This is a genomic window from Kitasatospora sp. NPDC056800 (assembly GCF_042789775.1).
Classification (GTDB): domain Bacteria; phylum Actinomycetota; class Actinomycetes; order Streptomycetales; family Streptomycetaceae; genus Kitasatospora.
In genome coordinates this window covers 1-13,227 of the sequence record NZ_JBHUAL010000249.1, presented here as the reverse complement: position 1 = coordinate 13,227, position 13,227 = coordinate 1, and the positions used below count along the sequence as shown (strand labels likewise).

Below are 13,227 nucleotides of genomic sequence, written 5' to 3'. Positions count from 1 at the left end.
GGCGCTCCGGCCGCCGCCCCGGCTCCGCTCGCCGCCGCGCCCGCCGCGCCCCCGGCCCCCAAGGCCGCCGCCCCGGCGCCGGCCGAGCCCGCTGCCGCCGCCGGCCCCGAGCTGATCCAGCTCCGCGGCCCGGCCAAGGCCGTCGCCACCAACATGGACGCCTCGCTGGAGGTGCCGACCGCGACCTCGGTCCGCGCCGTGCCGGCGAAGCTGTTGATCGACAACCGCATCGTCATCAACAACCACCTGCAGCGCGCCCGCGGCGGCAAGGTCTCCTTCACCCACCTGATCGGCTACGCCCTGGTCCAGGCCATCAAGGCCGCCCCGGGCATGAACTACAGCTACAAGGTGGAGAACGGCAAGGCCTTCCTGGTCAAGCCGGAGCACGTCAACCTCGGCCTGGCCATCGACCTGGTCAAGCCGAACGGTGACCGCCAGCTGGTCGTCGCGGCCATCAAGAAGGCCGAGACGCTCGACTTCTTCGGCTTCTGGCAGGCCTACGAGGACATCGTCCGCCGGGCCCGCGCCAACAAGCTGACCATGGACGACTTCACCGGCGTCACGGTCTCGCTGACCAACCCCGGCGGCATCGGCACCGTGCACTCCGTGCCGCGCCTGATGCAGAACCAGGGCACCATCGTCGGCGTCGGCGCCATGGAGTACCCGGCCGAGTTCCAGGGCTCCGCCCCGGAGACCCTGTCCCGGCTGGGCGTCTCCAAGATCATGACGCTGACCTCGACCTACGACCACCGCGTCATCCAGGGCGCGGCGTCCGGCGAGTTCCTGCGCGAGATCCACCGCCTGCTGCTCGGCGAAAAGGGCTTCTACGACGAGATCTTCGAGTCGCTGCGGATCCCGTACGAGCCGGTCCGCTGGGCCACCGACGTCGCCACCACCCACGACGACGAGGTCAACAAGACCGCGCGCGTCATGGAGCTGATCCACTCCTACCGGGTCCGCGGCCACCTCATGGCCGACACCGACCCGCTGGAGTACAAGCAGCGCAAGCACCCCGACCTGGACGTCACCACCCACGGCCTCACCCTGTGGGACCTGGAGCGCGAGTTCGCGGTCGGCGGCTTCGGCGGCCAGAAGATGATGAAGCTCCGCGACATCCTCGGCCTGCTGCGCAACACGTACTGCCGCACCGTCGGCATCGAGTACATGCACATCCAGGACCCGAAGCAGCGCAAGTGGCTGCAGGAGCGCCTGGAGAAGCCGTACGCGAAGCCCGAGCGCGAGGAGCAGCTGCGGATCCTCCGCCGCCTGAACTCGGCCGAGGCCTTCGAGACCTTCCTGCAGACCAAGTACGTCGGCCAGAAGCGCTTCTCGCTGGAGGGCGGTGAGTCGCTGATCGCGCTGCTGGACGCGACCATCGACTCCGCCGCCGAGCACCGCCTCGACGAGGCCGTCATCGGCATGGCCCACCGCGGCCGCCTGAACGTGCTGGCCAACATCGTCGGCAAGCCGTACGGCAAGATCTTCGGCGAGTTCGAGGGCAACCTCGACCCGAAGTCGATGCACGGCTCCGGCGACGTCAAGTACCACCTGGGCTCCGAGGGCACCTTCACCGGCCTGGACGGCGAGACCATCAAGGTCTCGCTCGCCGCGAACCCCTCCCACCTGGAGACGGTCGACCCGGTCGTCGAGGGCATCGCCCGCGCCAAGCAGGACATCCTGGACCAGGGCGGCACCACCTTCCCGGTGCTGCCGATCCAGGTCCACGGCGACGCGGCCTTCGCCGGCCAGGGCGTCGTCGCGGAGACCCTGAACATGTCGCAGCTGCGCGGCTACCGCACCGGCGGCACCGTGCACGTCGTGGTGAACAACCAGGTCGGCTTCACCGCCGCCCCGGCGTCCTCGCGCTCCTCGATGTACTGCACCGACGTGGCCCGCATGATCGAGGCCCCGATCTTCCACGTGAACGGCGACGACCCGGAGGCCGTGGTCCGCGTCGCGCGGCTCGCCTTCGAGTTCCGCCAGGCGTTCCACAAGGACGTGGTGATCGACCTCATCTGCTACCGCCGCCGCGGTCACAACGAGGCCGACAACCCGTCGTTCACCCAGCCGCTGATGTACGACCTGATCGACAAGAAGCGCTCGGTGCGCAAGCTGTACACCGAGGGCCTGATCGGTCGCGGCGACATCACCATGGAAGAGGCGGAGCAGGCGCTCCAGGACTTCCAGGGCCAGCTGGAGAAGGTCTTCGCCGAGGTCCGCGACGCGGCCCAGGCACCGGCCGACGCCACCGCCGGCAAGCCGCAGGCCGACTTCCCGGTCAGCATCCAGACCGGCATCTCCCAGGAGATGGTCAAGCGGATCGCCGCCTCGCAGGTCAACCACCCGGACTGGCTGACCGTCCACCCGCGCCTGCTGCCGCAGCTGCAGCGCCGCGCCGCCTCGGTCGAGGACAACACCATCGACTGGGCGATGGGCGAGACCCTCGCCATCGGCTCGCTGCTGATGGAGGGCCACCCGGTCCGCCTGGCCGGCCAGGACAGCCGCCGCGGCACCTTCGGCCAGCGGCACGCCGTCCTGATCGACCGCAAGACCGGCGAGGACTACACCCCGCTGCAGTACCTCACCGAGGACCAGGCCCGCTACACCGTCTACGACAGCCTGCTGTCGGAGTACGCGGCCATGGGCTTCGAGTACGGCTACTCGCTGACCCGCCCGAACGCGCTGGTCATGTGGGAGGCGCAGTTCGGCGACTTCGTCAACGGCGCGCAGACCATGGTGGACGAGTACATCGCCTCCGCCGAGCAGAAGTGGGGCCAGCACTCCGGCGTCACCCTGCTGCTGCCGCACGGCTACGAGGGCCAGGGACCGGACCACTCGTCCGCCCGTCCGGAGCGTTTCCTGCAGATGTGCGCGCAGGACAACATGACGGTCGCGATGCCGACCCTGCCGTCGAACTACTTCCACCTGCTGCGCTGGCAGGCGCACAACCCGCACCACAAGCCGCTGGTCGTCTTCACCCCGAAGTCGATGCTGCGTCTGAAGGCCGCGGCGAGTGCGGCGGAGGAGTTCCTGTCCGGCTCGTTCCGCCCGGTCATCGGCGACTCCACCGTCGACCCGGCGCAGGTCCGCAAGGTGGTCATCACCGCCGGCAAGTTCTACTACGACCTGGCGGCGGCCCGCGCCGAGCGCGGCGTCACCGACACCGCGATCGTCCGGGTCGAACGGCTCTACCCGCTGCCGGTGGCCGAGCTCCAGGAGGAGCTGGCCCGCTACGGCGACAACGTCCAGTTCGTCTGGGCGCAGGAGGAGCCGGCCAACCAGGGTGCCTGGCCGTTCATCGCGATGAACCTGGTCGACCACCTCCAGGTCGTCATCGGCCGCACCGGCGGCGACGCCCGTCTGCGCCGCGTCGCCCGCACCGCCGCCTCGTCCCCGGCGGTCGGCTCGGCCAAGCGGCACGCCGCCGAGCAGCAGGCGCTGGTCGAGGAGGTCTTCGCGCTCTGACGAGCCGAAGCCCGACGCTCTCCACACCCGCGGCCCCGTCCTCCCCACCGGGAGGGCGGGGCCGCGGGCGTTCGCCGGGCCACCACCGGTACGACGGCCGACCGGCCCGGACTATCCTGACCAGGTCAATCCCCACCGGACCGGAGCGAACCGTGTACTTCACCGACCGAGGCATCGAGGAGCTGGAGAACCGGCGCGGCGAGGAGGAGGTCACCCTGGGGTGGCTGGCCGAGCAGCTGCGCACCTTCGTCGACCTCAACCCGGACTTCGAGGTCCCGGTCGAGCGGCTGGCCACCTGGCTGGCGCGGCTCGACGACGAGGACGACGAGTGACCCGGTGACGGCCGCCATGAGGCCCGGGAGGCAACCGCCTCCCGGGCCTCCCGCGTGTCCGGGGCGCGGAGGAGTGCGGAGGAGTGCGGAAGGGTGCGGAACCCCGGGGGCCTCGTAGGGGAGGACTCGGGGACGGGTCGGGGACGGATCGGGGTCGGGTTCGGGGGTCGGGGCGCTTGACTCTGCCAGCACGCGATATATCGTCTTTATAAGAGAACGCGATACATCGCGATCGACAACGGGAGGCGACGGACATGAGCCAGTGGACGGTCGAGGGCACCGAGAGGATCACCTTCGACGAGCCGGTGCGCGCGCTGCACGTGCGGACCATCGAGGGCACGGTGAACGTGGTGGCGGCCGACGGCCCGACCCGCCTGGAGGTCACCGAGCTGGCCGGCGAGCCCCTGCACGTGACCCTGGTGGACGGCGTCCTGACGGTCACCTACAAGGACATCCACAGCTGGGGCGAGTTCGGCGACCGGCTCAAGTCGGTCGGCTCGGTGAAGGACCTCTTCGGCTCCTTCAAGCGCAAGCGGATCGCCGCCGTGACGGTGACCGTCCCGACCGAGGTCGAGGTCAAGGTCGGCACCGTGTCGGCCGACACCACCGTCAGCGGCGTCAGCGGGCACGTCTCGGTGCAGAGCGCCAACGGCGACACCACCCTCGCCGGGGTCACCGGCCAGATCGAGGCCGGCACCGTCACCGGCGACGTGGACGCCCACGCGGTCGGCGGCCGGCTCAAGGTCAACACCGTCTCCGGGCAGCTCACCGTGATCGCCGGCACCGCCGACCGGGTCCAGGCCAACACCGTCACCGGCGCCGTCACCCTGGACCTCGACGTGGCCGGCGAGACCGACGTCAAGGTCAACACCGTCAGCGGCGCCGTCGTGATCCGGATCCCCTCGCTGGCCGACGCCACCGTCGAGGCCGGCTCCACCAGCGGCGACGTCTCCAGCACCTTCGAGGAGCTCCAGATGAGCAGCACCTGGGGCGCCAAGAAGATCTCCGGCCGCCTCGGCGAGGGCCGCGGCAGCCTCCACGTCACCACCGTCTCCGGCGCGGTCACCGTGCTGCGCCGCCCCGAGGCGGAGGAGGACGGCCCGGTCGTGGTCAAGGAGCTCCCGGCCGGCCCGGGCACCCCGAACCTCACCAAGGAGGCCTGAGATGACCCCTGTGTTCGGCCACGGCCGGCTCCGCCTCTACCTGCTGAAGCTGCTGGACGAGGCCCCGCGGCACGGCTACGAGGTGATCCGGCTCCTGGAGGAGCGGTTCCAGGGCCTGTACGCCCCCTCGGCCGGGACGGTCTACCCGCGGCTGGCCAAGCTGGAGCAGGAAGGCCTGGTCGCCCACAGCACCGAGGGCGGCCGCAAGGTGTACCGGCTGACCGACGCCGGGCGCGCCGAACTCGAAGCCCGGCAGGTCGAGTTGGACGAGCTGGAGGTGGAGATCCGGGACTCCGTGGCGCAGCTCGCCGGGGCGATCCGCGAGGACGTCCGGGACAGCGCCAAGGACCTGCGCGAGGAGCTGTGGAACGCCGCCCGGCAGGCGCCCGGGCCGGAGCGCACCGAGCCCGGCGACCCGTGGGCCGGGCCCTGGGGCGACAACGAGTCCTGGCAGCGCGCCAAGGAGGAGTTCGCCCAGTTCAAGCAGCAGGCCAAGGAGCAGGCCAAGCGCGCCCGGGAGCAGGAGAAGGCCGCCAAGGCCAAGGCGAAGGCCGCCGAGGCGGAGGCCCGACGGCTGCGCGAGCAGGCCAAGGCCTCGCGCACCGCGGCCCAGCAGGAGGCGCTGCGGATCAAGCGCCGGGTCGAGCAGCAGGTGCGCGAGCACGCCGCGAAGGGCGACTGGCCGACCGGGCTGGCCGAGGGCCTGTCCGAGCTGACCAAGGGCCTGGCCGGCCTGGCCGACGCGGCCCGCTGGGGCCACGGCGCGGAGGAGCCGCCGGCCGAGCCCGCCGAGCGGGTCACCGCGACCAGGATCGACCTGGACAAGGACGGGTCCGACACCCCGGCCGACCTGCCGCCGTGGGCCGCCACCGACCCGGCCGGGGACCCGGCCCGCGAGCTGGAGCGGCTGCTCGACCGCTTCCGCGACCAGGTCCGCGACGCGGCCCGGGACGGCGGGGTGAACGCGGACACGCTGGCCGAGGCCCGTACGGTGCTGGGCGCCGCGGGCGAGCGGCTGAAGCGGCTGCTCGGCTGAGCCCGGAACGGCTCCTGCGGCCCGGTGCCCCCGTCACGAGAGGCACCGGGCCGCCGCACGCCCGCGGGCAGACGCCAGGGAGTGGGGCTCCGTCAGGAGTGGGGCTCCGTCAGGAGCGGGGTGCCGTCAGGGAGTGAGGACGATCTTCCCGAAGACGTCGCCCTCGGCGAGCCGGGCGAAGCCGTCCCGGGCCTCGGCCAGCGGCAGCACCGAGTCGATCACCGGCCGGACGCCGGTGTTGGCGCAGAACGCGAGCAGCCCGGCCAGCTCCTCCTTGGTGCCCATGGTCGAGCCGACCACCCTGAGCTCCAGGAAGAAGATCCGGTTCAGCTCGACGGAGCTCGGGTTGGTGCCGGAGGTGGCCCCCGAGATGACGATGGTGCCGCCCGGGCGCAGCGACTTCACCGAGTGCGACCAGGTCGCGGCGCCGACCGTCTCCAGCACCGCGTCCACCCGCTCGGGCAGCCGGGCGCCGCTCTCGAAGGCCGCGTCGGCGCCGAGCTCCACCGCCCGGGCGCGCTTGGCCTCGTCCCGGCCGGTGACCCAGACCCGCAGGCCGGCCGCCTTGCCGAGGACGATCAGCGCGGTCGCCACGCCGCCGCCCGCCCCCTGCACCAGGACGGTGTCCCCGGGCTTGACCCCGGCGTTGGTGAACAGCATCCGGTAGGCCGTCAGCCAGGCGGTGGGCAGGCAGGCGGCCTGCTCGAAGCTCAGCCCGGCGGGCTTGGGCAGCAGGTTCCAGGTGGGCACCGCGACCCGCTGGGCGAAGGTGCCCTGGTAGCGCTCGGTCAGGATGGACCGCGGCTCGTCCGGGCCGACCCCGTGGCCGCTCTGGCCGATCACCGAGTGCAGGACCACCTCGTTGCCGTGCTCGTCGACGCCGGCGGCGTCGCAGCCGAGGATCATCGGCAGCCGCTCGGCGGGCAGGCCGACCCCGCGCAGCGACCACAGGTCGTGGTGGTTGAGGCTGGCGGCCCGGACGGTGACCACGCTCCACCCGGGGCGGGCCTGCGGCTCGGGGAGGTCGCCCAGCTCCAGCCCGCTCAGCGGGTCGGCGGCGTCGGTACGTGCGGCGTAGGCAGCGAACATGCCCCGGACGATAGCCGCGACGGCCGGGGCCGGGAACCACGCGGAGGTGTGACGCGTGTCCCGGCTGCTGCTCCCCCGCTCGCCTCCGGGCGCTCGGGGGGACGCGGGGGAGCGGCCGCCGTGGCGGGCGCGCTCCCCCGATCACCTCGTCAGATCCGGGCGACGCCCTCCGCCCGGGCGGCCTCGGCGACGGCCTTGGTGACCGCCGGCGCGACCCGCTCGTCGAACGGCGAGGGGATGACCTTCTGCGGCGTCAGCTCGTCGGCCACGACGCCGGCCAGCGCCTTGGCGGCGGCCAGCTTCATGCCCTCGGTGATCCGGGAGGCGCGGACCTGGAGGGCGCCCGCGAAGATGCCCGGGAAGGCCAGCACGTTGTTGATCTGGTTCGGGAAGTCGCTGCGGCCGGTGGCCACCACGGCCGCGTACTTGTGGGCGACCTCGGGGTGGATCTCCGGGTTGGGGTTGGCCATCGCGAAGACGAACGCGCCCTCGGCCATGGTCGCCACGACCTCCTCCGGCACGGTGCCGCCGGAGACGCCGATGAACACGTCGGCGCCGGCCATCGCGTCGGCCAGCGAGCCCTTGAGACCGGTGCGGTTGGTCCGCCCGGCGATCTCGGCCTTGACGTCGGTGAGGTCGCCGCGGCCCTCGTACACCACGCCCTTGCGGTCGCAGACGGCCACGTCGCCGATGCCGGCCGCGACCAGCATCTTGGCGATGGCGATGCCGGCCGCGCCGGCGCCGGAGATGACGGCCCGCAGCGAGCCGATCTCACGGCCCGTCACCTTGGCGGCGTTCCACAGGGCCGCGGTGGTGACGATCGCGGTGCCGTGCTGGTCGTCGTGGAAGACCGGGATGTCCAGGGCCTCCTGGAGCCGGCGCTCGATCTCGAAGCAGCGGGGCGCGGAGATGTCCTCCAGGTTGACGCCGCCGAAGGAGGGCGCCAGCCGGACCACGGTCTCGACGATCTCGTCGACCCCGGTGCAGTCGAGCGCGATCGGCACCGCGTCCACGCCGCCGAACTGCTTGAACAGGATGGCCTTGCCCTCCATCACGGGCAGCGAGGCCTGCGGGCCGATGTCGCCGAGGCCCAGCACCGCGGTGCCGTCGGTGACCACCGCGACGGTGTTGGACTTCCAGGTGTAGTCGTTGACCAGCTCCGGCTGCTCGGCGATGGCCGTGCAGACCCGGGCGACACCGGGGGTGTAGGCGAGGGACAGGTCGTCCGCGTCGCGCACCGGGACGGTCGCCCGGATCTCCATCTTCCCGCCGCGGTGGAGCGCGAAGACCGCGTCGACCGGATCCTCGGTGTCCTGGGTGCTGCTGTGAATGATCTCCGCTGCCACGATGACCTCTTCGTCATTGATCTGGCGAGGACGCGCGGCCGACGGGCAGGGCGACCCGTCCGGAAACCGGAAACCGGGTACGCCGAAGCGGACCCGGGGTCGGGGTCGGGGCGCTGCCGTCGGGCGGCGCCCTCGGATGAGGGTTGTATGGGGTCTGTGTTGTCCGCGTTGTGCTTCCGGGCCGAGCGTAGGTCGGAGGAAGGCATCGCACCTATGCCTTTTCGTCCTCGTCACGTACGGTTCATCGCCGCGCTGTCGCGTCACAGGGGCCCGGCGTCGGAAGCGCCGGGCTCCGGCGGCGGCAACGGCATGAGCGCACGCGCACCCGCAGGAGTGAACACAGGCCGAAGGGGATCCGGTGCCCCGGATACGGAGCCGCGTGAGGACTTCCGTTCCCGGGCACCCCGAGCCTGTCGGGGCTCGTCGGCCTGGTTCGAGCGTTCGGGGGTCACCCGGTACCGAATTCTGACACACCCGCCGCCGGGCCCGGCAGGGCGGGATGGCAGGATCGCTTGTCCGCCATTTCGCGTACACCCGTGCGACACCGTGGCGGCCCCACCTCCCTCCCTCAGGAGCCGCCCTCATGCCGCACGTCCGCCACGCCCTCCGTCCGGTCCCGGCCGGCGCCGCCCTGGCCGCCGCCGGAGCCCTCCTGCTGACCGGCTGCGGCGGCGGGCAGGCCGCCCCGGGCGACCCGGTCAAGGACCTCCGCGGCAAGCTGCCGAAGGCCCAGCGGTCGGCCGGCGCGCTGCGGGTCGGCATGGACGTCAACTACGCCCCGGTGGAGTTCCGCGGCCCGGACGGCAAGCCGACCGGCCTCGACCCGGACCTCGCCGCCGCCCTGGGCCGGATCCTCGACGTGCGGGTCGAGTTCGTCGACACCCCCTTCGACAAGCTGGTGCCGAACCTCCAGGCCAAGCAGTACGACGTGGCGATGTCCGCGCTCAGCGACACCCGCCGGCGCCGGGACGCGGTGGACGAGACCGGCAAGCCGACCGGCCCGGGCGTGGACTTCGTGGACTACTTCATCGCGGGCACCTCGATCGTCGTCCCGAAGGGCAACCCCAAGGGGATCAGGGGCCTGGACGACCTGTGCGGCAAGACCGTCGCGTTCCAGCAGGGCACCACCCAGGACGAGATCGTCACCCGCCAGGTCGGCGTCTGCACCCGGGCCGGCCGCCCGCTGACCCCGCACAAGCTGGACAGCGACACCAAGGCGCTGGCCGAGGTCGCCTCCGGCGCCGCCGCGGCCGGCCTGAACGACTACCCGGTGGCCGCCTACGCGGCGAAGACCACCGACGGCGGCGCCCGCTTCGAGGTGACCGGCGGGCAGTCCACCTCCAACCCGTACGGGATCGCGGTGCGCAAGGACGACGGGCCGCTGCGGGACGTGCTGGCCGGGGCGATCGACCAGCTGATCCGCAGCGGCGAGTACGACAAGATCCTGGCCAAGTGGAACGTCGGCGCCGGCGCGGCGCAGAACGCGGTGGTCAACGGGGGCATCTGAGGCGGGGGCGGCGGGCCTCCGGGGACGGCACGGACCGATCTGCATACTTATGCGCAGAGTGACAGGGGCGCGGAATAAGTCCGAATAGCGGACAGCGCGACCCCTCGTTATCCGATTTTGATCTGGATGAGGGCCACCTGACTGTCATCAGATGGCAGGATTCCCCCCATCTCGGATCGAGCCGGCCACTGGTCGAGGCCGTCCGGTCAACGTCCACCTCGGCGGAGGGTGGCGGAAGCAGTACCTCGTACAACCCCGGACGGCTCCCCCGCGCCCGGGCAACTGCACGACCCGGCCTGCACGTACGACGACGTACGGCGACACGCACCCGTACCGAGCCGCGCGGCTCGCCGTTCCGGTGCGCCGCTCCCGCGGCGCGCTCCGCCCGACCTCTCTCCCCCAGGATGGAGATCCCCCTCATGACCACCCGTACCCAGCGCAGCCGGCTCTTCGCAGCCGGTGTGGTCGCCGCCTCGGTCTCCCTGGTGCTGACCGGTTGCAGCAGCAGCAAGAGCGAGAGCGGCGGCGCCCCCAACGCCTCCGCGACCGTCAACGAGGTCAAGGCCGACCCCAAGCTGGCCGGGCTCGTCCCGGACGACGTCAAGGCCGCCGGCAAGCTCCTGGTCGGCGCCGACGCCTCGTACGCGCCGGACGAGTTCAAGGACGACAGCGGCAAGGTCATCGGCATGGACGTCGACCTGGCCAACGCCATCGCCGCCAAGCTCGGGCTGAAGGCCGAGGTCCAGGACTCCGGCTTCACCGCGATCATCCCCGGCATCCAGTCGAACAAGTTCCAGCTCGGCATGTCGTCCTTCACGGACAACAAGGAGCGCGAGCAGATCGTCGACATGGTCACCTACTTCAACTCCGGCAGCGCCGTCGCGGTGAAGAAGGGCAACCCGGAGAAGATCGACCCGAAGGACCTCTGCGGCAAGAAGGTCGCCGTCCAGACCGGCACCACCCAGGCCGACGAGATCAAGGACACCCGCGACCCGGACTGCGCCAAGGCCGGCAAGCCGGGCGTCCAGAACGGCGGCGACAAGTTCGACCTCCAGACGGACGTCACCAACGCCGTGGTCTCCGGGCGCGACCAGGCGATGATGGCCGACTCCCAGGTCGTCGACTACGCGATCAAGCAGTCCGGCGGCCAGCTGGAGAAGGTCGGCGAGACCTACGGCGTGGCCCCCTACGGCGTCGCGCTGGCCAAGGGCTCCAAGCTCACCCCGGCCGTCCAGGGGGCCGTCCAGTCGCTGATCGACGACGGCACCTACAAGCAGATCCTCGCCAAGTGGGGGGTCGAGTCCGGCGCCATCACCACCTCGACCGTCAACGGCGCGGTCAGCTGACCCTCGTCCGCTCCATCTTCTCCCCCGAGGCCACACCGTGAACTCTTTGGACAAGGGGACGGCGGAGCAGGGCCGGCCCGAGACCATCAAGGCCGTCCCCGTCCGCCACCCCGGACGCTGGGCCGGCGCCGTCGTCATCGCCGTACTCGCGGCGATGCTGGTGAGCGCCCTCTTCACCAACCCCGCTTTCAAGTGGGACATCGTCGGTCAGTACCTGTTCCACGACAGCATCATGCACGGCCTGCTGGTGACGCTGGAACTGACCGTGCTCGCCATGCTCATGGGTGTGGTCGGCGGCATCGTCCTCGCGGTGATGCGCCTGTCCCCGAACCCGCTGCTGGCCGGCGTCGCGTGGGTCTACATCTGGATCTTCCGCGGCACCCCGGTGCTGGTGCAGCTGGTGTTCTGGAACTTCCTCGGCCTGATCTGGGCCAAGCTGTCGATCGGCGTCCCGTGGGGGCCGGAGTTCTGGTCCGAGCAGACCAACGTGCTGATCCCGACCTTCGTCGCCGCGCTGCTGGGCCTCGGCCTCAACGAGGCCGCCTACATGGCGGAGATCGTCCGCGGCGGCATCCAGTCGGTGGACGAGGGCCAGACCGAGGCCGCGCACGCGCTCGGCATGAGCCGGTTCCAGACCATGCGCCGGATCGTCCTGCCACAGGCCATGCGGGTGATCATCCCGCCGACCGGCAACGAGACCATCTCGATGCTCAAGACCACCTCGCTGGTCTCCGTGATCTCCCTGGAGGAGATCTTCCGGGCCGGCCAGGTCATCTACTCCCGGAACTACCAGAACATCCCGCTGCTGATCGTGGTCAGCCTCTGGTACCTGTTCTTCACCTCGGTGCTGACCATCGGCCAGTACTACATCGAGCGCCACTACGCCCGAGGTTCCAACCGCACCCTCCCGCCCACCCCGCTGCAGCGGCTGCGGAGGCTGTTCGCCGGGAAGCCCGCCCCCAGGACGACCGCCGACGTCGTCCCGGGGCTCGAGGGAGGTGGTCACGTATGACCGATCCGACCAAGTCCCCCGCCGGCGGCGCATCCGGCGAGCCGATGGTCCGCGCCGAGAACGTGCACAAGTCGTACGGCCTGGTCGAGGTGCTCAAGGGCATCGACCTGGAGGTCAGGCAGGGCGAGGTGTTCTGCCTGATCGGCCCGTCCGGCTCCGGCAAGTCGACCTTCCTGCGGTGCATCAACCACCTGGAGAAGATCAACGGCGGCCGCCTCTGGGTGGACGGCGAGCTGGTCGGCTACCGGCAGAAGGGCGACCGGCTGCACGAGCTCAGGGACCGCGAGGTCGCCCTCAAACGGCGCGACATCGGCATGGTCTTCCAGCGCTTCAACCTGTTCCCGCACATGACCGCCGTCGAGAACGTCATGGAGGCGCCGGTCCAGGTCAAGGGCGAGAGCCGGGCCGACGCCCGCGAGCGCGGGATGGCCCTGCTGGAGCGGGTCGGCCTCGCCGACAAGGCGAAGAACTACCCCTCGCAGCTCTCCGGCGGCCAGCAGCAGCGCGTGGCGATCGCCCGCGCGCTGGCCATGAAGCCCAAGCTGATGCTCTTCGACGAGCCGACCTCCGCGCTCGACCCGGAGCTGGTCGGCGACGTCCTCGACGTCATGCGCGGCCTCGCCGAGGAGGGCATGACCATGGTGGTCGTCACCCACGAGATGGGCTTCGCCCGCGAGGTCGGCGACGCGCTGGTGTTCATGGACGGCGGGGTGGTGGTCGAGTCCGGCAACCCCCGCGAGGTGCTCACCGACCCGCAGCACGAGCGCACCAGGGCCTTCCTCTCCAAGGTGCTCTGAGCCCGTACGCCCGGCGCCCGGCAGGTCACGCCAGCCGGGCGCCGGCGTTTTGCCCGCCCGGGGAAAAGGCTGGAGGCCGTCAGCCCGGTACCCACCCCCCAGGAAGGGCCCCAGTGGAGCTCGCCGCCAACGCC

10 protein-coding genes are annotated in these 13,227 nt (G+C 71.4%); 8 read left to right on the top strand and 2 right to left on the bottom strand.

The features are described from left to right. The 4 genes from ACFRQN_RS36225 to ACFRQN_RS36210 form a co-directional block, all read left to right on the top strand. A partial coding sequence (locus ACFRQN_RS36225; RefSeq protein ID WP_380744770.1) for a multifunctional oxoglutarate decarboxylase/oxoglutarate dehydrogenase thiamine pyrophosphate-binding subunit/dihydrolipoyllysine-residue succinyltransferase subunit occupies positions 1-3,465 on the top strand: 3,465 nt, incomplete at its 5' end. Positions 3,466-3,617: 152 nt separating this feature from the next. Then, positions 3,618-3,797, top strand: coding sequence for a DUF6104 family protein (locus ACFRQN_RS36220; protein WP_049649445.1), 180 nt, complete (start codon positions 3,618-3,620; stop codon positions 3,795-3,797). A gap of 254 nt (positions 3,798-4,051) precedes the next feature. Next, positions 4,052-4,960 carry a DUF4097 family beta strand repeat-containing protein gene (locus tag ACFRQN_RS36215; protein WP_074001425.1) on the top strand — a complete coding sequence of 303 codons (909 nt, stop codon included), beginning with the start codon at positions 4,052-4,054 and terminating at the stop codon, positions 4,958-4,960. Between the two features lies 1 nt (position 4,961). Then, the gene (locus tag ACFRQN_RS36210; RefSeq protein WP_380744768.1) at positions 4,962-5,996 is read left to right on the top strand and encodes a helix-turn-helix transcriptional regulator; all 1,035 of its coding nucleotides are present in this window, start codon (positions 4,962-4,964) and stop codon (positions 5,994-5,996) included. A gap of 126 nt (positions 5,997-6,122) precedes the next feature. Here the strand turns inward: ACFRQN_RS36210 and ACFRQN_RS36205 are convergent, their stop codons facing one another. Further along, positions 6,123-7,085: a zinc-binding dehydrogenase gene (locus ACFRQN_RS36205; RefSeq protein WP_049649442.1), complete on the bottom strand. Its 963-nt coding sequence runs from the start codon at positions 7,083-7,085 to the stop codon at positions 6,123-6,125. A 149-nt stretch (positions 7,086-7,234) separates the two neighbouring features. Next, on the bottom strand, positions 7,235-8,431 hold the full coding sequence (locus tag ACFRQN_RS36200) for an NADP-dependent malic enzyme (protein WP_049649441.1): 1,197 nt from the start codon (positions 8,429-8,431) through the stop codon (positions 7,235-7,237). Between the two features lie 583 nt (positions 8,432-9,014). Between ACFRQN_RS36200 and ACFRQN_RS36195 the strand changes: the two genes are divergently transcribed. The 4 genes from ACFRQN_RS36195 (at position 9,015) to ACFRQN_RS36180 (ending at position 13,093) form a co-directional block, all read left to right on the top strand. Next, a complete protein-coding gene (locus ACFRQN_RS36195) occupies positions 9,015-9,938 on the top strand; it encodes an ABC transporter substrate-binding protein (RefSeq protein WP_380744766.1) in 924 nt (307 codons plus the stop codon). Between the two features lie 419 nt (positions 9,939-10,357). Beyond that, the gene (locus ACFRQN_RS36190; protein WP_380744764.1) at positions 10,358-11,284 is read left to right on the top strand and encodes an ABC transporter substrate-binding protein; all 927 of its coding nucleotides are present in this window, start codon (positions 10,358-10,360) and stop codon (positions 11,282-11,284) included. 37 nt (positions 11,285-11,321) lie between these two features. Then, the gene (locus ACFRQN_RS36185; protein WP_049649438.1) at positions 11,322-12,296 is read left to right on the top strand and encodes an amino acid ABC transporter permease; all 975 of its coding nucleotides are present in this window, start codon (positions 11,322-11,324) and stop codon (positions 12,294-12,296) included. Then, positions 12,293-13,093 carry an amino acid ABC transporter ATP-binding protein gene (locus tag ACFRQN_RS36180; protein ID WP_049649437.1) on the top strand — a complete coding sequence of 267 codons (801 nt, stop codon included), beginning with the start codon at positions 12,293-12,295 and terminating at the stop codon, positions 13,091-13,093. The genes ACFRQN_RS36185 and ACFRQN_RS36180 overlap by 4 nt, the downstream gene beginning before the upstream one ends. The last annotated feature ends 134 nt before the right edge of the window (positions 13,094-13,227 follow it).

Coding starts and splice junctions, on each gene's coding strand:
- ACFRQN_RS36215 (WP_074001425.1), top strand. CDS start 4,052: ATGAGCCAGTGGACGGTCGAGGGCACCGAGAGGATCACCTTCGACGAG.
- ACFRQN_RS36210 (WP_380744768.1), top strand. CDS start 4,962: ATGACCCCTGTGTTCGGCCACGGCCGGCTCCGCCTCTACCTGCTGAAG.
- ACFRQN_RS36205 (WP_049649442.1), bottom strand. CDS start 7,085: ATGTTCGCTGCCTACGCCGCACGTACCGACGCCGCCGACCCGCTGAGC.
- ACFRQN_RS36195 (WP_380744766.1), top strand. CDS start 9,015: ATGCCGCACGTCCGCCACGCCCTCCGTCCGGTCCCGGCCGGCGCCGCC.
- ACFRQN_RS36190 (WP_380744764.1), top strand. CDS start 10,358: ATGACCACCCGTACCCAGCGCAGCCGGCTCTTCGCAGCCGGTGTGGTC.
- ACFRQN_RS36180 (WP_049649437.1), top strand. CDS start 12,293: ATGACCGATCCGACCAAGTCCCCCGCCGGCGGCGCATCCGGCGAGCCG.